A 20,273-nucleotide genomic window follows, 5' to 3' on the forward strand; every position below is an offset into this window, starting at 1 on the left:
GACAGATGACAGCAGTGATAGAAACCCGTGGACTTGGCCGCTTTTATGGTGTCGGCGATACGCTGGTGCGAGCCCTAAATGAGGTCGATATAGTGATTGAACCCGGTGAGTTTACCGCCATCGTCGGGCCCTCCGGATCGGGCAAATCGACCCTGCTGCAATTGATGGGTGGCCTCGACACCCCCGATGCCGGCCAGGTGTTACTCAAGGATAAGGCTATATCGTCGATGTCGGGCCATGAATTGTCCGACTTTCGGCGCGATCATATCGGCTTTATCTTTCAGGCTTATAACCTGATCCCGGTGTTAAATGCCGCCGAAAATTGCGAGTACATCATGTTGTTGCAGGGCATTCCTGCGGCCGAACGCAAGGAGCGGGTCTATCGAATGCTCGAGCAGGTGGGTCTGGCCGGACGCGAAACACGCCGGCCCAATCAACTGTCTGGCGGCCAGCAGCAGCGGGTGGCTGTGGCACGGGCCATGGTCAGTCAGCCCGATATTATTCTCGCCGACGAACCGACCGCCAATCTCGATTCCCAAACCGGGATGGACCTGCTCGATATGATGCACGACCTCAATCGCAACGAGGGCATGACCTTTGTATTCTCCACCCACGATCCGAAAATCATGGAACGGGCCAGCCGGCTGATCCATATAGAAGACGGCCAAGTCCTCAAGGACGAGCGGCGCGATGCGTCTTAGCCCTTGGGGCAGGGTCAGGGGCCTGGTTTGGGGCAATGCTCGGGGCTTGGTTCGGGGCATGGTCCGCGGCAAGGTCGGGGGAATTGTCACTGGGCTGCTGCTGGCGCCCTGGTGTGCGGCTCTGGACTATCAGCAGAGTGTCGACCTGACCAGTGCGGCCAGCCTGCTCAGCAATCCGACTCTCTCGGGCCTGCCCGATAGTGCGCAAGCAGCCGACACCAGCGCCAACGGACAGCTGAGCGGCTATTGGAATCTGCTTGCCTTTCCCTCTGCGGCCACCCAAGTGAATCTGCGTTACGGCTGGTCCGCGCAGGGCACGGTCTATTGGCCCGAGCGGCAGCAAGCCAGCAGCACGGCGAGCACGGCGGACTATCGCCTGGCAGATTTGGATACCGAACTGTGGGCCAGCAGCACAGATAACCTAGGGCTCTACCAACAACTCGATGCACTCTCGGTTACCTGGTACAGCCCATTCGGCGAGTGGGTACTGGGCCGGCAACCGATTAGTTTCGGCTTGGCCAAATTCTATTCGCCGATCGATGTGATGCAGCCGATTGACCTGGTCGCAACCGATCGCAGTTATCGACCCGGTGTCGATGCGCTGCGCGCTACTTGGTTTCTCGGTCCGGTGTCTTCACTGGAGGCCGGTTACGTTATGGGTGTCGATCGCGCGCTATTCGGTCGGCTTAAAGCCTTTATCTTGGCTGCCGACTGGCAACTGTCCGCCATCCAGATCAACGACCAGTATCGTCTGGCGGCTCTGGGTGTGCAGTCTGGCATCGGCGCACTGGGTCTGTGGCAGGAAACCGCCTGGTTGAGTGAACCCGGCAGCAGTGACATTCGCGTCACCCTGGGGGCCGATATGACTCTGTTTGAGGATTGGTATCTGGTCTCCGAGCTGCACTACAATGGTTTGGGCAGCGCCCAAGATTACCTGCAGAATGCGGCCGGGCAGGGCTTCTATCAGATCGGTGCGGTACTGCCCCTGGCCCAATGGTATGCCAGTGTTCAAGTCAGTTATCCGATCAATGTGTTAACCCAATGGAGCACCGGTGCCACGCTTAATTTGAACGACAATTCGGCGCTGTTTAATAGTGCCCTGGCGTACAGTGTGTCCGATGATATGACCTTAAATGTCAACGCCGTTGTGCCGGTGGCCAAGTCTCACAGCTATGCCTATGAGTATGGCATCTACCCCAGCGTTTTCTCCGCTCAGTTGCAGTGGGTTTTTTAGGTTTCGCTCAATCGCTATAAATTTTCTTTTTTAAATTAGGTGTGAGTCAATAGGAGCCCGCGCGATCTGTTTTTCCGTGAATCAATTTAGGCGATAAAAATATGAGGTTGAGTCTTCGGTTTTATCGCCGTCCATTACAGAGTAGGTGCCCGATAAGGTTGTCTTACGGCGATTGGTTCTAGTCAAAAAGAATTAAACCTAATGTATATTAAATAAGTAAATAAATAATATTCTCTATATATTTTGTATTTATCGGCATAAGGGCCGTTGCAAAATAAAAAGTTGTACGTTAGTTTAAGGGTTAATAGCAACGAGAGCTAACGAGAGCTAACGAGAGCCACCGTCACGGAAGTTGATTGTCACACAAGTTGATTGTCACACAAGTTGATTGCCACGCAAGTTGATGGTCACGGACGGTAGCTGTCTGGCTGGACAGTAATTTTTAATCATGACGTCGGAAAAGGAATTTCTGGATGGGTCAAATTAACTACTCCATCGGTTCTGTATCGCCACCCCTGAAACGGCCTGCGGGTACATTCTGTCGACAAATATTTCTAAGTCGGCCGACTCATCAGAAGGTCTGTTTCGGGTTAAAATGCCCAAGCCTTATTCGTCAATTCCCCCTAATATTTTATTTTCTATATCAGTTTCTTAGTGATCGATATAGGGCCATGTTCCGTAATGGAAAACTTAGTAACTATTCCCTCGAAGTTGACTCGTCAATCCCAATTCCAACCATAACCCATGCCTTGCTGTTGGCCATGCCAGTGTGCGCTTATCGCTAAACTAAAGAATTTGCTCGTAGAGCAATGTGGGTAAGCGAAATTCTCGCTTGCCCAAAACCCAAGTGTAACCCGAAAGGAATTCCTTAGGATGTACGGGTTATTTATTTAATACATAAAAGGAAATTACCATGAAAGAAATTATACTTGCGCATGACTTTGAATCTGTAACAGGTGGTGCCACCAACAATGCTCATTGCTATACGAAAATTGCTACCTCAACGGTTACGGTGCAATATCATACCAGAACCAGCAGCGGTCTCGTGGCTGGCGGTCGGGGTGATAAACATTCAGACTATAAGTCTTGCCAAGGAGATACGCCAACCTGGAAGTATGCCGGTCAGTTTGCCGGTTGATGGTTCCGGTGATTAGTGGAGGGAAATGATAGTGAAATATATAGTAATTAGCCTGTCTATTTTATCTTGCTCTAAGTTGTATGCCTGTAACGTTGATTTTGATACTTGGGCTATGGTAAATACATTGGGTCTATTTTTTCCTACAGAAGCTGTATATCCCTTTAGGCTAGATCTAGTCGGGCCCGGTTATAATGAGCCTATCTACATAACTGAGCGAGACGATCACCTTGAGTATTTGGTGACCGTTAACAGCAGTAAAGCTCACGATAAGCTGCGTGAGTCAAGCGCGGCGGAACAGGTTGTTGTTGGGCAGTATACAGCGAGCGTTGCGTTGTTTACCGATAACTACGAGCCTCTGGTTAGATGGGAGTTTGTTAAAGAAGACGGCTGTTGGAAAAACTCGGCATTGATCTTTGATGTTGATGTGGAAGATATTGATGAGCTATTGGAGCAGTAGTAGCTATTAGTCCATTTGATATATAGCCGTCGCATAGAGACCCTGGCGGGTGCCAGGGTCTTACCGGAAGCAGTCTTGACTCATTTTGAAATTTTTACAAAGATCGCACCCGATTCCATATTGAACATATTCAAAGCACCCTGCAAGAATCCACCCGCCTTTGATGCTCTATTGTCAAGTGTTACAGGCTTGATATTGGTCTTAGCAGGATGCGGGCAATAAAACCCTCTGTTGATATTTCAACCCTATTGCTTGTTACCCGCCAACCTGTTCGAGCAACATTTGAAAAAATTAGTTAATCAATTTGCCCGTCTAGTGACCCTGTTGTTGCTAATATGTGATCTAAATCGTAACGATTGAAAAAAATTGTTATTAACTCTAGTAAGTATTTGTTTTGTTTCGTCAAAAAATTTAGTTTAGCGTGGCGGGTAGACTAGTTCAATTTTATTGGGAGCTTTTTAAGCTGAGTTTAATACGCAAGCTATAACGCCACCCCATAATCTCTGTTGGGTGTGTGGTACGGTGCGTTGGATTGGATTTATCTCGTCAAAATGAGTCGATATCAAATAGGGCAGTATGGAAACGCTATTGGGTGATCGGTATTCGACATAAATAACAACAATATTTTCTGCATTGCAAAGGAATTGATATGTTTAGAATTATAACGAAAATAACGCAATCGTGGCCCGCTATGGCGTTGCTTGGCCTACTCACTCTGCTAGCGCCGACCGCCTATGCCGACTGGTTTGTTCGGGGCACGGCCAATGCTTGGCAGCCCCAGCCGATGACGGACTTGGGTAATGGCCAATATCATTTGAACCTTAACTTTCATAAGGAAGAAGCCATTGCCCGCTTTAAGATTGATCGCTTTGCCGACTGGAGCGAAAGTTACCCCAGTCAGGATCTACAGGTCGATGCCTGCAGTGAATACAACATTCTGTTTAACGCCAATAGCAAAGCCATTGTATTGGAGAAGGTCGGGGTGGTGACAGACGGAGAATGCAGCATTACCGATGCCTGGTTCTATCGCGGCTCCTCAAATGCCTGGGCGGCCACGGTGATGTCAGCCATACCCGGCACCAACAACTTCACGCTCAATGTCGCCTTTGAAAAACAGGAGGCGGACGCCCGCTTTAAAATTGATCACTTCAGCGACTGGACGGAAAGTTATCCGGCCCTGGATTTTCGTATCGAAGATTGCGCCGAGTACGAAATTGTATTCGATAGCGTGCTGAAAACCATCGTCGCCACCAAGCTACGCGACATTCTGACCGGTGCGTGCAGTGAGCCGGGCGATGACGACTGGTTTTTCCGCGGCACCGCGAATAATTGGCAGAGCACTAGGTTGACGCAAATCGGCGCAACCGACCATTACGAACTTACCGTCGCCTTTAAAAATCAGGCCAGCCCTGCGCGCTTTAAGATCGACCATTTCGGTGATTGGCTGGACACCTATCCGGCGCTCGACTTTACGGTCGACGACTGTGCCGAATATCGCATCCGCTTTAATCGCAATACTAAGATTATCGAAGCCGACAAACTCGCCACCATAGTAGGCGATGCCTGTAACGGACCCGAAAATACCGTATTGGGCGATGTGCGCATCTTAGATGTCAGGATGCCGCAATTGGGCAATATTAGCCGTAAGGTGCGCGTGCTGTTACCGACCGATTACGACGTCAGTGAACGAGACTATCCGGTGCTCTATATGCACGATGGCCATAACCTGTTCGATAAGAACACCAGTGCCTTCGGTAACGAGTGGTATGCCGATGAGATACTTGATTTGCTTTACAGCACGGGCGAGCACGAGGGCGTAATTGTAGTGGGTATTGACAGTGCACCGAACGCTCAGCAGCGTTATCAAGAATATACCGGGTGGGATTGGACCCACCCGAGTTTGGGCTTTATCGATGCTAAGGGGGCTCAACACGCTGCCTTTGTGGTCGACAGCTTGATGCCCTTGATCAATAGCCGATATCGTACCCTGACCGATCGCGACAACACCGGCATTGCCGGCAGCTCAATGGGCGCCTATATGGCGATCTATACGGGTGTTCGTTATCAGACCCACTTTTCCAAGATTGCGGCGGTGTCCCTGGTGGCGTTGGACAATCCGATGAACGGTTATGAGTTGCGCGATTACGTGCGGGCGGCGGATCCGAGCCTTCCGATGCGCGTCTATACCGATATCGGTACCGATGAGCAGCTCAGCTATACCACGCCGGAACTGCTGGTGCAGAGTAATACTAAGATGTGTGGTGCCTTGCAGGTGCCCTTTAGCGAGGTGACCTGCCGCACTATCGAGGGCGGTCAGCACAATGAGGCGGCCTGGGCGGCCCGCTTTGGGGATATCTATTTGCATCTTTTCACTGGGCTGGATCTATAGGGTCAAAGGCTCCCCCTGTGTCAGGATAGTTGTCACCCTCTAGATTCCACCTAAAACCAGATCAGGGGGCGGTTAATGAGAACGGAATGGCTCGATATTCAGCAGAACGGAAAGAATCGATCTTGAAGAAAATGTTGCCACCCCACAACGTCACTGTGGCCCAGATTGCCCGGCAGGAACACATATCGTTAAAAACCCTTTATAATTGGCGCGATACCGCCAAACAACAAGGAATGCCTGTGCCAGGAAAGACGTTATCTGCCGACGATTGGACGGCTGACGCCAAGCTCTCAGTGGTCATCCAAACGGCTGCGTTGTCAGCATCTGAGCTGGGCCAGTACTGCCGTGCAAAAGGCCTCTATCCTGAGCAGGTGCAGCGCTGGAAGAGCGAGTGTCTCCAGGGATTCCAGACCAGTGAAGCCCAAGGCAGCGCGGTCAAACACCAAGCCAAGAAGGACAAGGTGGAGATCAAACTGCTCAAAAAAGATCTTCGCTTCAAGGAAAAGGCGCTGGCCGAAACGGTGGCTTTGTTAGTGTTACGAAAAAAGCTCAATGCGCTCTGGGAGGACGGCGGCGAGGAGAGCTAACGCCACTGCCCGAGCGCATCGCCACGGTAGCATTAATACACCAGGCCACGAACAGTGGGGCTCGCCTGAGTCGCGCCTGCGAGGAAGCTGAGTTGAGCCTCAGGACCTATCGTCGTTGGTACCGAGCGGGTCTGGTTGGCATGGACCAGCGGCCACTGGCCAGTCGGCCGGTGCCAGCCAATAAAATCAGTGAGCAGGAAACGCAGGTGATCTTAGCGGTGAGTAATGAGCCTCAATATGCCAGTTTACCGCCGTCACAGCTGGTCCCAACGCTGTTAGACGAGGGTATCTACCTCGCATCGGAAGCGAGTTTCTACCGTATTTTGAAGGCACACAATCAGCTACATCATCGCGGCCGGAGTAAAGCACCAACCAAAACAGGGAAGCCGACCAGCCATACGGCCTCAGGGCCCAATCAACTTTGGTCGTGGGATATCACCTATTTGGCCTCAAGAGTAAAGGGTCAGTTTTACTACCTTTACCTATTTGAAGATATTTACAGTCGCAAGATCGTGGGCTATGAAGTCCATGATCGAGAGTGTGGTGAGCTGGCTGCGGAATTGGTCCAGCGCTGCATGTTGCGCGAGCAAAGCTTTAACAAGCCCCTGGTGCTGCACTCGGATAACGGTGCACCGATGAAGGCCCTCACGATGAAAGCCAAGCTGGAAGAACTGGGTGTGCTGTCGTCTTACAGTCGGCCGCGCGTGAGCAATGACAACCCCTACTCAGAGGCATTGTTCAGGACCTTAAAATACCGTCCCGAATGGCCCTCATCTGGCTTTGCCGGGTTGACCGAAGCGCGCGACTGGGTGGAGAACTTTGTGGTTTGGTATAACGAGAAACATAAGCACAGCAAGATTAACTTTGTCACGCCAGCCCAGCGTCATGCAGGTCAAGACGGGGGCATATTATTGAACCGAAAAAAGGTCATAACGGCGGCGAAAAAAGCCAAGCCGTATCGCTGGTCGGGCGATATCCGAAATTGTGAGCCTGTAGGGAGTGTTACATTGAATCCAGATGATATACAGAGTGAGAGTGATCAAGCAGCGTAATGACTAAAAAGAGTGCCAACTACCTTGAAAGACACCGGCTGTATGGCAGTGTGGTTGACACAATGACTGACTGGCATAGTTAGGCGCTGTGCAAATACTTTTGTCTAATTACAACACACAGCACTAGACGTAGAAAAAACGTGCTTCCCAACCTTTCCCAAAATCTATACAATGACACAAAAACTTATTCAAAGGAGATGTGTGATGAAATCTTATGAAGACTTAAAGCTGAAATGGAAACTATCCAACAGCAGATGGCTGAAGCAAAGAAGAACGAACGTACGAACGCACTCAAAGAAGTAAAGCGTCTTTGCAAAGAGTTTGGCTTTACTAGTGGAATGCTTAAGGGTGCGTTGGCTGAAGGCAGAAAACCAAAAGAGAAGTAACGTTTACCTTCCAACCTAAATTCTACTTAACGGATTGTTTATATGAAATATCGCGCTGAAATAGACGGCTTGCGAGCACTAGCTGTTGTCCCAGTGATTCTTTTTCACGCTGGATTTGAGCTGTTTAGTGGGGGCTTTGTAGGCGTTGATGTGTTCTTTGTAATTAGTGGTTACTTGATTACAACAATACTTATTGAAGATTTAGAGAACAAACGTTTCAGCCTCGTTAGCTTTTACGAAAGGCGTGCGCGAAGGATATTGCCAGCACTTTTCTTTGTAATGTTTGTCTGCATTCCGTTTGCTTGGATGTGGATGCTGCCTATTCAAATGAAAGACTTTTCGCAAAGTTTAGTAGCAGTCAGTCTATTTGCATCAAACGTACTATTTTGGCGAAAAAGTGGTTACTTCGATGCAGCTGCTGAAGAAAAACCGTTACTACATACGTGGAGCTTAGCTGTCGAAGAGCAGTACTACGTGCTATTCCCTATCTTTCTTTTTCTAGCCTGGCGATACGGCAAGAACCGAGTATTTTGGATGATTGTAGTGATGGCTTCAATCAGTTTGCTGTTAAGTGAATGGGGTTGGCGTAACAAGGCAACTGCAAACTTTTATCTAGCACCTACACGTGCTTGGGAGTTATTTGCTGGCTCCATCGCTGCATTTATTGTGCAGAAGAATGGTGTGCAAAAGAATAATTTTCTAGCACTACTTGGCTTGGCAGCAATTATCTTTTCAATCTTTGCTTACGATGAAAGTACTCCGTTTCCTAGTGTGTACGCCTTGGTGCCAGTGCTTGGTGTGGTACTTTTAGTATTGTATGCAGATAAAGAAACCATTGCTGCTAAATTGCTTAGTACTAGAGGATTTGTTGGACTTGGCTTAATTAGCTATTCAGCTTATCTCTGGCATCAACCATTGTTTGCTTTTGCGCGAATTCGATCGCTAGAATATCCTTCTTTGCTCTTAATGTTGGCACTTAGTTTCCTCTCTATTCTTCTGGCTTACATCAGTTGGCGTTACATTGAAAAGCCGTTCCGACAAAAAACAAGAATTACCAAAAAAGGTATCTTCTTTTTTTCTACAGTTGGGTTATTGGGATTTTTGTTACTTGGCTACAACGGACACATAAATGAAGGCTACAGAGATAGATTCAATATTTCCGACTCGGTGTATACTTCGCTTTCAAGAAGCGAACGGAGCCGAGAGTGTTTTGGAAAAGACGTAATTAAACAGCCTAATTGGTTCTGCGATATAGGTTCAAACTCTTCACAGAAAAATATTTTTGTTTTTGGTGATAGTCACTCTCTTAGCTTTTTACCAGCTATTGACGATGCATTATCCCAAATCAACAAAGGCGGACTTTTCACTGGTACAAGTGGGTGTACTCCATTCTTAGGTATCCATTCATTACGAAACGATCAGCTTGAGAACAATTGCAATGAGTTAAACAGACGTGTGTTTGATTACATTAAAGATAATGCGGTAGATACATTAATTCTTGTTGCAAGATGGACGTACTACACAGACGGAGGCTATGAAGGTGATAATTTTTCATATATAGGCTTCAGCGAGACTGATGAACGTACGCACGAACTTTCAAAATTAGCGTTTGAGCGTGGATTACGTGAAACACTTACTGCTTACAATGAAATTGGTGTGAATGTCATAGTAGTACCACAAATTCCACAACAAATAAGTGAACCTTTAGACATATACGCCAGTAGTGACTTAAGTGGAAAAAGTCTTTCCGAAAGCTCCGTTGCTCGCTCACAACACCTATTGCTTCAGAGCTATGTAACAAATCTGTTTGAGGCAGAAAGTGTGACGCTTATGGACTTTACTGAGACATTCTGTGGCGAGTTTTATTGCAATATTGGTACGGAAAATGCGTCGTTCTACTATGATGATGATCACTTATCACTTAGTGGTAGCTCCTTGCTAGTTAACCCACTTCTAGACTTTCTATCTAATGAGTGAGCGGTTTGACAGTAAGAAAAAAGTAAGTGGTAACTTTCGCAAGTTACTGCAAGAACGGATTGGTAAATCTAATCCACGTCGCAAACTTACAGCTGAAGAGCAAAGGCGACTATCTAAACTTGAAGTTATAGCAGCAAAGTTAAAGCGTGGAGAAAACGTGCAAAACCGTCAGCTTCAAACTTGGTTAAGTGACGATGAGTACGAACAAGTTGATGTAGAATGGCAAGAACAGCTTGAAATACGAGAAGAACTTAAAGATAAACCAAGCGAATTGAAACGATACGAGGATAAGCTGAAAGAAGCGATTATGATGCGTAATCGTTCTGATACTTACCATCGAAAGGGTAAGAAGGCTGCAGCATATAAGTTGGACAACAAGTGCGAAAGCTTATGTGAAGATTCACTAGAGATACTGCAAGAAATTGTCGCAGCTGATGCTAGCTTACAGATTTGGTTTGATAGGAATTTAGACTTTGGACACAGTAGTTTAATTGATGCAAGCCTTGGCAACTTACCTCGCTTGGTTACATCACGCAGTATAGAAAAGCTGCGTAATGATAGTCGTTTAGTGAAGAAGATAGACGTAAAAATAAGTGTTGTTGAACGTGCAATCGATAATATTGGGAGAGACACAGTAGTACCGTCCAAAGGTGATAGTTTTATGCTAGAAAAGTTTTTGAACGCTGACGACTAATCTTCGGATGACAGCCACCTAACTCTGAAAGCACAATGCTTTTAGCTAACTAGGAGGCTGTTATGACTGTACTTGATAAACTGAATTTCGTTGCATTTAACCCACTTCAAAACAACAACCCTATTGCAGTTCGTCGTCGTAAGTTGATGGCAAAGATAGATGAACAAATCCAACTTGCAACAAACAAAGACTACACGCCCACGCAACACAAATGGGTTACTGATGACGAAGGTAAACAAACCAAAGTTGAAGTTGCCAAGCGTGTTAAGCGTTGGTGGACAGCTAGCGTTGATGGTAAAATAAACCTTGTAGTGCGCTACGGAAGCAAGCCACTAGAGTTTTCTAAAGGTAAGAATGCCATCGAACTAGCCAGCGAAGCTGATGTAGCTGATACACTTCGTAAGGTGCGAGAAGCTGCTGAACTTGGTGAGTTAGACGCACTGATTGAGCAACAAGCGCAGTTTGGCAGACGTTTGACACTGAAGAACAAGTGAACAGAAAGAACAAACGAACAGAAGAACGTGTATAATTCAGCACGTTCTTCGTCGTACAATGTGCAAGTGCGGATTGCGTAAACTATTGAATTACAATAGGTACGCAAGTGTAGAAAAAGCGTGCAGAGTGATTGGTGACTTACACACTTGTTACACGCAAGCTATTGTGCGGCTATAAGTTATTGATATTAAACAATATAAAAACCACGTTGCTACTGAGTGGGAGTAGTCATCAAGGTGTAAGTTATTAATTTTAAGCGATTTTTAACTTACACCTTCGTTTCACAAAAAAACCGTGCTCAAGGTAACACAGCAATATTTGACCAAGCTTAAATCTACCAGCGAGGCAAATATTGCCAATGCCTAATTAAGCAGTGCAAAACCCGAGACCCATACCATAAACACAAATGCTAACGCCATGAAGACCGCGTTGCTCTTATGCTCAAGTTTGGTGCCCAGTTCGACGCGACCTGTTTGAAACACGTGGATGACGTAGATGCCCCAGACCAATGCAAAGACGACCATGATACCTACTGCTACAAACAGAGCGTCAATCATCGTCAAATAATGGGTCGCCGGAATATCGTCTCCTAGCGAGAAATTTAGAGCAAATAAGGTTAATAATAGAGTCAATTGACCGCCTATTCGCCAGTTAGCATTGTCTCCGCCATCCTCTGTTTCGTAAATCACGCTAAATCGATTAATGAACATAGAAAGCAGCAAAATAGATAGCAAAGGGATTAATATCTTTTGCGCCACATCCACGAAATCATGGGCAACCTTGATATGAAATACCGCAACCGAGAAATGGGACTTTCCACCGTGGCTCAAGCTCTTAACACTATCAACCTCCGAGCGGTTACCTTCGAGATACCAATTACCCTTCACAACCTCATGGGCAATCTCTTCATGCCCAAATTTAAAATGCCGCGGCTCAAAAGCCAACCCTGGGAGGGGGTGATTGGCCGACTGCAGCTCAAGATGCAAGTCTAAATCGCCAAAAGGATAAGAGGGAATTGCTGTCTCAAAAGTCAACTTCACAGCGAACTTCTCGAATAACTCTGCCCGACCATCGGGAAACAAGGTAAGTGATCTGGCCATGACCTCGCGTGGGCCCTCTGCATTTGCTACAAATATAGCCGGGTCAAAATTTTCTGCAAGATAGCTGTCAATGGCGTCACCCATCAGGGTGCGGGACTCAGGGGCACCCACTAGCCCGACATTGTTGCCGGTCCATGACAGCAGCATCTCCGCAACTGCCCGAAACTGACCGCGGCTAATTGATATATCTGATACCTCATCCATGATGAGGTCTACCGTTACTGGAAAAGCATCGGTTTGTTCTGCCTCATTGGCGAAGACTGGGCCGTTGATGAGCATCACTGTAATAAATCCAAAAAGGACACTTATTAATTTTTGATTCATATTTTAACTCATTTTGAGGTTTTAGCTTTCTGGCGGCAGAAGCCAGAAGAGCAAATAGGGTAGATGCGTCACACAAGACCGTCTGCTTATAAAATGGGACATTCGACGGTTTGAGTTTTCAGGCCGATACTATTATCACAAAAAATATTATTTTACCTGGTCATTATGCCGCGTGTTGTTGATCTTGCAAGCGATGTTGACGAATTATCGGTTTTTCGATTTTTTCCCGGTGCCTTAGTAATAACGTCATCCCGGCCACCTCAGACAACGGTGGGCATGATGTTATTGATACACTGGTGGTAACGGTGCTTGTGGTAATCGACCCTAATCGCGATGTGACGTTCTAGCTGGCCGGGGAGGCGCTAATGCGCCCATGGCATCGGGTTTTCCAGCGTTTGCAGCCCAGTAAAAAGGGTTTACAACTCTAGCAGGTAAGCCAACGAAAGTTGCAGTTGCTCAGCGTGCTAAACATTGGTGGCCAACATGCGTCGATGGTAAAGTCTGTCTTTGGGTGACGCACACAACCATTGCCCAGCTATTCTTCAGTTGACATCAGTGAAGGTGACATAAGTGATTGATATGAAACAAGAAAACAACAATAGGGCGCCTGAATGAGATTAGTCCGCCGGTATAGGCTGCGATGACCGCCGCGCGCTCGGAGCACGAGGCCTTTATGGCCCGAGCCCTCGAATTGGCGGCGAGTGCCTACGCCCTCGGTGAAATTCCTATCGGCGCCGTTGTGGTCCAGGCTGGGGAAATCGTCGGGGAAGGCTATAACCGGTCCATTACCGACCTCGATCCGAGCGCGCATGCCGAGATGGTCGCCATTCGCCAGGCCGCACAGCGGCTGGGCAATTATCGCTTGGTCGACTGCACCCTCTATGTCACGGTCGAGCCGTGCACCATGTGTACCGGTCTGCTGGTCCACGCTCGGATTCAAAGGTTGGTCTTTGGTGCCGCCGAGCCCAAGGCCGGTGCGGTGCAATCGGCTATGAAAATTGGCGAGTTGAGCCATCTAAACCATAACTTCGCGGTCGAAGGCGGTATACTCGGCGGCCAATGCGCTGAATTGATGAGCCGATTCTTTAAAGAGCGACGCTTGCAGCATAGTTTGCTCAAAAAAAAGCGCTCTCAAACCTAACGACTGATCCCAATCACAGGAACACATTTTGCCCCTAGCAAACTCAAGCTTTACCGAGAAAGCCTGGCGACTCTCGCCTATGTACTTGCTCTACTTCACGCTGTTTGGCGTTTTTGTGCCCTATATAGCGCGCTTTTTAACGGTCAATGGCCTCACCGAACAGGAAGCCAGTACCATTATTGCGGTGGTTAATGGAGTGAATGTTTTCGCACCCTTTCTGTTCAGCGTTCTCGCCGATCGAAGTGGCCGGCGGCTGTTCTATATCCGTCTGGGGTATGTCGGGATGGGCGTGTTCTACCTCTTGGCCTTGGCCGGTTCGGGCTTTTGGTATTACCTCACTGTCTTTGGCCTGTTCGGTGTATTTCTCTCGGCGGTTCTGCCGCAAATGGAAGCCATTACGCTGGCCATTCTCGGGCAGGAGCGCAGCCGCTATGGTCAAATCCGCTTCTGGGGTTCACTCGGTTTTGTGGTCGTGGTCTGGACTCTGGGGTTTTTATTGGAAACCTATTCGGTCGCGATTCTGCCGATGGCCGGCGGTGTCTTGTCGTTGCTGATGTTTTTGTCGACCTTCCTAATTCCCGAACAGAAGAAGACCGCGGTACCGACGCGACCCAAGATCGAGACGGCCCATTCAAGCCTGCCGATCGACCGGCCGCAGATCGCGATTTTGCTCGCCGTTATTCTCTTTTGGCAGATCGGTATGGCGCCCTACAATACCTTTTTCGATCTGTATTTGCGTTTGCAGGGCTTTTCGACCACCAGCATTGGGTTTTTGATCAGTTTTGGTGCCGTGTGTGAGATCGCCATCTTTATCTATATCAGTCGCTTGTTTACTCATTTTAGTGAGCGCCATCTGATGAGTTTCGCCTTGCTACTGACGGTGTTTCGTTGGTTGATTTTATCCCGTTTTGCCGACAGTTTCGGGATTGTGCTCTTATCGCAAACGCTGCACGCCGTGACCTTCGGCATGGTTCATTCGGTCGCGGTGCACCGTATCGGTCATCTGTTTCCGGCGCATAAGGCCAGCCTGGGGCAGGGTATGTATGTAGCGTTCGGGTCCGGTGCCGGCCTCTTTATCGGCAATTTGCTGGCCGGCTGGTTATGGCAGGGTACCGGCCTGGTCTACCAACAGGCGGCGATGTGGTGTCTGCTGGCCCTATTATTGACCTGGTTCGGCTTTAAGGATCCAGAAAAAATCTCGCCGCCTGCAGTGCCGCAGTCCTAAAACCGAGGCGAGAGGGTTTCGGCATTGCCGACGGCCAAGGGTGATCCGGTTGTAGATTGCGCTTAGCGCGGTGTCGATGCTTCGACCCGGTGGCCTGGCCTAGATAGCCAGCGGGTGTTCGGCCCTTGGCGCATCGAGCAACAGGCGATAAAACTCCTGATACTGACAGGCCGATTTTTTCCAGCTAAAGCGCTTGGCCATGCCATTGCGCTGCAGTGCTTTCCACTGGGTTTGCTTGTGCTGATAGACATTGAGCATACGCAACACCTCCTCAAGCAAGGCCGCTTCCGACAACTCACTGAACATAAAGCCGGTCGCGCTCTTGAGATTGCGCTCCGACTTGCTCAGGCGGCACACCGAATCCTGCAAGCCGCCTACTTCGCGCACCAGTGGCACCGTGCCATAGCGCAGACTGTAAATTTGGTTTAGGCCACAGGGTTCAAAGATTGACGGCATCAGAAAGGCATCCGAACCCGCCTCGATGCGATGCGATAAGCCGGCATCATAGCCGTTGACGAAGCGGAAGCGATCGGGGAATTCCGCCTGAATCTGTTCAAGCTGTGCCACCAAGAGCGGATCGCCCGAGCCGAGCATGGCCACCTGGCAATTGTGGTTGGCCATGAGCTCTTTGAAGACCGGAATCAGGTACGTGATACCCTTTTGATCCACAAGGCGGCAGATGGTAGCCAAAAGAGGCACCTTGGCATCGATGCTTAAGCCCATCTCTCGTTGCAATCCGAGCTTACAACGCGCCTTGCCGCCATCGTCCGGCGTGGCAAACTGAGCCAGCAGCCATGGGTCCGTTTCCGGGTTCCACTGATCATAATCGCAGCCATTGAGGATGCCGACAATAGGCCGATGCAGATTGCGGAACTTGAAGTCAATACCATGGCCGCCGATGGGGGTGGTTAACTCTGCGGCATAGCCAGGACTGACGGTGGTTACGCCATCGGCAAAGCCCAGGGCACCCTTGAGCATATTGAGATGACCATTATCTTCGAAATCACTCGGGTTATAAAAGCGTTGGTCAATGCCAACCTGGGCCAGCCATTTCGGATCACAATGCATCTGGTAGGCGCCATTGTGAATCGATAAGACCGAGCGGGTGGCACTGAAGAAGGGATCGTGGCGATAATGCTCCTGTAAAAAGAAGCCTGCCAAGGACGACTGCCAGTCGTTGGCATGAACAATATCGGGCTGCCAGTTTTCCAGTTTACACCAGTCCAGCGCGGCCTTAGTCATCACGGTAAAGCGATAGGGATTGTCATAAAAGGCGTCGTGGCCGTCATCATAGATACCATTGCGGTCGAAGCTTGCCGGGTGATCGATGGCGATAATCGGCAGGTCTTCGTGCTCGCCGTAGCGAGCATCGACCGTTTCGGTATTGAAATAACTGATCTTGGTGCTGAACTGCCGTTTGGGCCACTGCATCCAGATGTCGTTCAAAGACCGGTAGGCGGGCATCACTATCCTGACGTCATGCCCCAATCTCTGCAGTTCTTTCGGTAAGGCGTAGGCGACATCCGCCAACCCGCCGGTCTTAACCAAGCCTTCCACTTCGGAGGCGATAAAAAGGATTTTCATTGTTGTCTCATTCAAACCCGACGCGGGCACCCTTGGGGATGACTACTATGCCGTTGGGGGATACATGGAAGCGTTCTCGATCCATGGCGGCATCTTCACCAATGATGGTGCCCGGTGCTAAGGTCACATTCTTATCGATAATGGCGTTTTTGATGCGACAGTCACGGCCGACATCGGTATTGCCCAGCAAGACGCTGTTTTCGATATGGGCGTGGCTGTGGGCATGGGTGTTGTAGCCCAAGATCGAATGCAACACGCTGCTGCCAGAGACGATCGAGCCGGCGGCGACAATGGAGTCAATCGCCTGGCCCCGGCGCTGGTCTGAGTTATGCACAAACTTAGCCGGCGGTACGGCGGGGTGATAACTGCGCATCGGCCAGTGGCGATTATAGAGATCGATCGGGGGAATAATCTCCAGCAGATCCATATTGGCTTCATAGAGTGAGTCGATGGTGCCCACGTCACGCCAGTAACCGTTGGTGCCTTCCGGTTCGCCGCGGATGGAATTGGAGGAAAAGTCGTATACGTAGACATCTCCGGTAGGGAATAGGGCTGGGATAATGTTATGGCCGAAGTCGTGCAGCGAATCGCGTTCTTCGGCATCGGCTTTGAGGCTCTCGACCAGTTGCTTGGCATCAAAAACGTAGTTGCCCATGGAGGCCAAGACAAAGTCGGGCCGGCCTGGAATGGTCTTGGCATCGCTCGCAGCGGGCTTTTCTTGAAAGCCGACCATGCGAAAATCGGCGTCGACCTCAATCACTCCGAATTGGTCGGATTGTGCCAGGGGCACTGGAATGGCGGCCACCGTCAGTTTGGCGTGGTTAAAGCCACGATGAAATTCAATCATCTGGCGGATATCCATCTTGTAGATGTGATCGCCACCAAAGACACAGACCACTTCCGGATCCAGACCCTCGACTAGATTAATATTTTGATAGATCGCATCGGCCGTACCCTGATACCAGTGCTTACCCATCTGCATTTGCGCGGGAATAGTATCGATAAATCGGTTAGTCAGGCCGCTAATTTGCCAGCGACGGCTCATGTGTTTGTTGAGCGAGTGAGACTTAAATTGGGTTAGGACAAAAATCTGCAATAGGTCGGAGTTAACAAAGTTATTGAGTACAAAGTCGATAATCCGGTAGTTGCCGCCGAAGGGAACCGCGGGTTTGGCACGGACTGACGTCAAGGGCGCCAAGCGGGTACCTTCACCACCGGCCAGAACCATAGAGAGTATTCCTGACATGAGGGATCCTTTTAGTCGTTTTTAGTCGATGATCTAGCTGCAGTGCGCCGCGACCGCTTGTTGTTATTAGCCGAACGCAGTTTGTACTCTAATATTAGACGATCTAAATGACTCTATACCCAGATCAGTCGGATTTATACTGTTTTCACTAAAAAACACCGGTGAATCCCACGGCTCATCTCGGTTGAGGTCATACCAAACCAAGCCATATATAATTATGGCGGCAAACACTAAAAAGATAATAAGACGAATATACATAAGATTCGGGCCAACTCCGCTGAGAAATTTGCGACTTGACCAAGGATACAATTCCCCAGTGCGTATGGATAGTGTCGACTAGGGGTAAACAGAGCCCAAACTGGCGATTCGGGTGCAAAATAGCGAACGAAATTGCCGAACCGGTGAGCGCTTCTGGTATTATATCGACTCAACCTGTAGTGCAACCTTAGGAGTCTCGCTAATGCCCCGTTGTCATAAACCGGCTTTGATATTGGCAATCTCTGTTGCTTGTCTGGGATTGGTTCAGGCAGAGAGCCTATATCGGATCGATGCCGCCGAACTGGTGGGTACCACTCTATTCGATCAAGAATTGCTTGAAAGTGGCCTGGTCACGGTCAAACCGACGGTAGCTGCGGACAGTGGCGGTGATCTCAGAGTGCTGGAGCAATGCCTGTGGTCGGTCGGGATCGACTTGAGTCAGCAGCCGGTGATTTTGACACCGGGTAAGATGGTCTGTGTGGGTCCGGCGCAAGAAGTGCTTGAAACCATACCCTCCGGTACGATCGAGTCAACCGGTACCTGCCGCGAAGATAATTGCCTGCCCTTTGCTGTGGCCGGCGGCACAACCTTTGTCATGCAACTGAATGCCCCACTCAGTTTCGATCTGCAACCGCGTAACGAACGCTAATAGAGCGCAATGAGTTGGGCGCGGCCCATATGGGTGCCGCAGCAACCCACCAAACTGTTCAAGCCCAGGCTAAATGCGCTTTTTCTTCCAGCTGTTCTCTTCGTCTTCAACCGCCGCTAATTCTTCATCGAGCTTGGCCTGGGCTGCTTCTCGTTCGGCATCGCGCAGGAGGTTCCACTCATCAACCTGCTCGGTCAACTCCGATTGAATCTTGAAACTTTCCGCTTTGAACTCGTTTGCAAAGGGTGAGGTTTTTATCGCATCGAGTGCTTTTTGGAACGCGTGAGTGGTCTGGCGGTATTTTTTTTTCTTGCGAAATTCTCGAGCCGTCAGGGTGAAAAAATCCGCCGCGGTTTCAACCAATTTGAGGGCCACCTGTTTTAGCAGGTTTTCAGCATAAGCTTTCTCGAGTCGACCGGTGACAAAATTATTACGAATAAACTGGTGCAGAGACTTCAGTAGGCTGCGGTAAATACTGGCCTGGTCTACTGACATTAGGATATGGATGGGTTCTGGCGGATCCAGTTTGACTTTCTCCCGTTCAGCCTTGAACTGCTCATAGTCTTCTCGGATGAACCTGCTACGATCGGGTGCTAGTTCGGCATGGCTCTTTAGGTTTTGCAGCACGGCCTGATAGAGGAAATCTCGTAATTCCATGGATAAATAGTTGGCTGGCAGCGAGCGCAGTAAATTCTGCACCTGACGCTGCTGCAGAGTAAGCTTCTTGATCTTATCGTTGCGGGCTACAAGGGCCTTGTGGCGTGACTGAGACACCAACATTCCGACCAGGACGAAGATTACGACCGCTACGGCCGTGAGAGTGAATATTAGATTGTCATTATCCATAGTGCCGGTCTTCTCGGTTGGTTCTGGTCTAAAGATGACCGATCGTCTCTGTGGCTAAGGACGGCGGTTACCTAAAAAGGAACGGTGAAACTATTGTAACGGCCGATGCGGCGAAAAGTGAACCCCTGATTGCGTTCATATTGATCAATACGTCGGTCTGACGCGGGCGCATGCATTGTTGTAGCAGCCCTTGGCAGGGCTGAGGTCTCTGAGGAGGGGTGTTAATTAGAGCCTGATATGATCATTGAGCACCGACGGGTTGGTCGTGCTTGATGCCTGCTGCAGGTAGTGTTTCAGGGTGTGTTCTACGGTGCGAAACGCCAATCGATCCCAGGGGATCTCATCGCGGCTAAACAATTGCACCGTATGGCTTTCCGGCGTCGTGGCAAAGCTGAAATCGGGCATGTCGACCAGGTAGAAAAGGTGCACCTGGTCATAAGCCGGCAAGCTGATCACACTCAATAGCCGTGGATTGATGGCGCTGACCCGGGCCTCTTCGTAGGTTTCGCGCAACGCCCCGGCGAGTGTGGTTTCACCATTTTCCATAAAGCCACCCGGCAGGGTCCAGTAGTCTTTACGCGGCTCGATATTGCGGCAACAGAGCAACACCCGGCCATCGGGCGCGACAGGCAAGGTGCCGGTAATCAGGCGAGGGTTTTGGTAATGGACGGTTGCGCATTGGCTGCACACGTAACGCAGCCGATTGTCATCCTCGGGTATGCGGTGATCGACGGCGTGACCGCAATCTGGACAGAAATTCATGACTTCCTCGGATTGACAGAACTTTAGC

Annotated in this window: 18 protein-coding genes; 13 read left to right on the forward strand and 5 right to left on the reverse strand. The window is 49.4% G+C overall.

The window, feature by feature from the left end; genetic code table 11:
* Positions 1-5 precede the first annotated feature (5 nt).
* The 10 genes from REIFOR_RS07030 (at position 6) to REIFOR_RS07075 (ending at position 11,109) form a co-directional block, all read left to right on the forward strand.
* Positions 6-701, forward strand: coding sequence for an ABC transporter ATP-binding protein (locus tag REIFOR_RS07030; protein WP_100256885.1), 696 nt, complete (start codon positions 6-8; stop codon positions 699-701).
* Positions 691-1,935, forward strand: a complete 1,245-nt coding sequence (locus tag REIFOR_RS07035) for a hypothetical protein (protein WP_145980248.1) — start codon at positions 691-693, stop codon at positions 1,933-1,935. The genes REIFOR_RS07030 and REIFOR_RS07035 overlap by 11 nt, the downstream gene beginning before the upstream one ends.
* A 913-nt stretch (positions 1,936-2,848) precedes the next feature.
* Positions 2,849-3,073 carry a hypothetical protein gene (locus REIFOR_RS07040; protein WP_100256887.1) on the forward strand — a complete coding sequence of 75 codons (225 nt, stop codon included), beginning with the start codon at positions 2,849-2,851 and terminating at the stop codon, positions 3,071-3,073.
* Positions 3,074-3,104: 31 nt separating this feature from the next.
* Positions 3,105-3,530 (forward strand): hypothetical protein, encoded by a 426-nt coding sequence (locus tag REIFOR_RS07045; protein ID WP_145980249.1) that lies wholly within the window; start codon positions 3,105-3,107, stop codon positions 3,528-3,530.
* A gap of 649 nt (positions 3,531-4,179) precedes the next feature.
* Positions 4,180-5,919 (forward strand): alpha/beta hydrolase, encoded by a 1,740-nt coding sequence (locus REIFOR_RS07050; protein ID WP_100256889.1) that lies wholly within the window; start codon positions 4,180-4,182, stop codon positions 5,917-5,919.
* An 86-nt stretch (positions 5,920-6,005) separates the two neighbouring features.
* Positions 6,006-7,558, forward strand: a protein-coding gene (locus REIFOR_RS07055) for an IS3 family transposase (protein ID WP_405124658.1) whose coding sequence is annotated in 2 segments (ribosomal slippage) — positions 6,006-6,474 and positions 6,474-7,558 — 1,554 coding nt in all. Because the reading frame shifts where the segments join, the coding sequence is not laid out codon by codon here.
* A gap of 233 nt (positions 7,559-7,791) precedes the next feature.
* Complete coding sequence (locus REIFOR_RS07060; RefSeq protein ID WP_100256891.1) at positions 7,792-7,944, forward strand: H-NS histone family protein; 153 nt, start codon at positions 7,792-7,794, stop codon at positions 7,942-7,944.
* A 42-nt stretch (positions 7,945-7,986) separates the two neighbouring features.
* A complete protein-coding gene (locus REIFOR_RS07065; protein WP_100256892.1) occupies positions 7,987-9,921 on the forward strand; it encodes an acyltransferase family protein in 1,935 nt (644 codons plus the stop codon).
* Complete coding sequence (locus REIFOR_RS07070; protein ID WP_100256893.1) at positions 9,914-10,615, forward strand: hypothetical protein; 702 nt, start codon at positions 9,914-9,916, stop codon at positions 10,613-10,615. The genes REIFOR_RS07065 and REIFOR_RS07070 overlap by 8 nt, the downstream gene beginning before the upstream one ends.
* A 62-nt stretch (positions 10,616-10,677) precedes the next feature.
* Positions 10,678-11,109 carry a DUF6641 family protein gene (locus REIFOR_RS07075; RefSeq protein WP_100256894.1) on the forward strand — a complete coding sequence of 144 codons (432 nt, stop codon included), beginning with the start codon at positions 10,678-10,680 and terminating at the stop codon, positions 11,107-11,109.
* Between the two features lie 363 nt (positions 11,110-11,472).
* Here REIFOR_RS07075 and REIFOR_RS07080 read toward each other — a convergent pair whose 3' ends face one another.
* On the reverse strand, positions 11,473-12,534 hold the full coding sequence (locus tag REIFOR_RS07080; RefSeq protein WP_145980250.1) for a ligand-gated ion channel: 1,062 nt from the start codon (positions 12,532-12,534) through the stop codon (positions 11,473-11,475).
* A 640-nt stretch (positions 12,535-13,174) separates the two neighbouring features.
* Between REIFOR_RS07080 and tadA the strand changes: the two genes are divergently transcribed.
* Together tadA and REIFOR_RS07090 are read left to right on the forward strand one after the other, a co-directional pair.
* The gene (gene tadA, locus REIFOR_RS07085; protein ID WP_100256896.1) at positions 13,175-13,675 is read left to right on the forward strand and encodes a tRNA adenosine(34) deaminase TadA; all 501 of its coding nucleotides are present in this window, start codon (positions 13,175-13,177) and stop codon (positions 13,673-13,675) included.
* Positions 13,676-13,703: 28 nt separating this feature from the next.
* Positions 13,704-14,900, forward strand: coding sequence for an MFS transporter (locus REIFOR_RS07090; protein WP_145980251.1), 1,197 nt, complete (start codon positions 13,704-13,706; stop codon positions 14,898-14,900).
* A 99-nt stretch (positions 14,901-14,999) separates the two neighbouring features.
* Here REIFOR_RS07090 and REIFOR_RS07095 read toward each other — a convergent pair whose 3' ends face one another.
* Positions 15,000-16,484, reverse strand: coding sequence for a glycogen synthase (locus tag REIFOR_RS07095; protein ID WP_100256898.1), 1,485 nt, complete (start codon positions 16,482-16,484; stop codon positions 15,000-15,002).
* Between the two features lie 7 nt (positions 16,485-16,491).
* The gene (gene glgC, locus REIFOR_RS07100) at positions 16,492-17,730 is read right to left on the reverse strand and encodes a glucose-1-phosphate adenylyltransferase (protein WP_100256899.1); all 1,239 of its coding nucleotides are present in this window, start codon (positions 17,728-17,730) and stop codon (positions 16,492-16,494) included.
* A 460-nt stretch (positions 17,731-18,190) separates the two neighbouring features.
* On the opposite strand from glgC, the gene REIFOR_RS07105 reads away from it, so the two are divergent.
* The gene (locus REIFOR_RS07105) at positions 18,191-18,637 is read left to right on the forward strand and encodes a hypothetical protein (RefSeq protein WP_100256900.1); all 447 of its coding nucleotides are present in this window, start codon (positions 18,191-18,193) and stop codon (positions 18,635-18,637) included.
* Positions 18,638-18,706: 69 nt separating this feature from the next.
* Here REIFOR_RS07105 and REIFOR_RS07110 read toward each other — a convergent pair whose 3' ends face one another.
* Positions 18,707-19,483 carry a hypothetical protein gene (locus REIFOR_RS07110; RefSeq protein WP_100256901.1) on the reverse strand — a complete coding sequence of 259 codons (777 nt, stop codon included), beginning with the start codon at positions 19,481-19,483 and terminating at the stop codon, positions 18,707-18,709.
* Between the two features lie 225 nt (positions 19,484-19,708).
* Positions 19,709-20,245 carry an NUDIX hydrolase gene (locus REIFOR_RS07115; RefSeq protein WP_100256902.1) on the reverse strand — a complete coding sequence of 179 codons (537 nt, stop codon included), beginning with the start codon at positions 20,243-20,245 and terminating at the stop codon, positions 19,709-19,711.
* Between the last annotated feature and the right edge of the window lie 28 nt (positions 20,246-20,273).

The sequence above is a fragment of the Reinekea forsetii genome, from assembly GCF_002795845.1.
GTDB classification, from domain to species: domain Bacteria; phylum Pseudomonadota; class Gammaproteobacteria; order Pseudomonadales; family Natronospirillaceae; genus Reinekea; species Reinekea forsetii.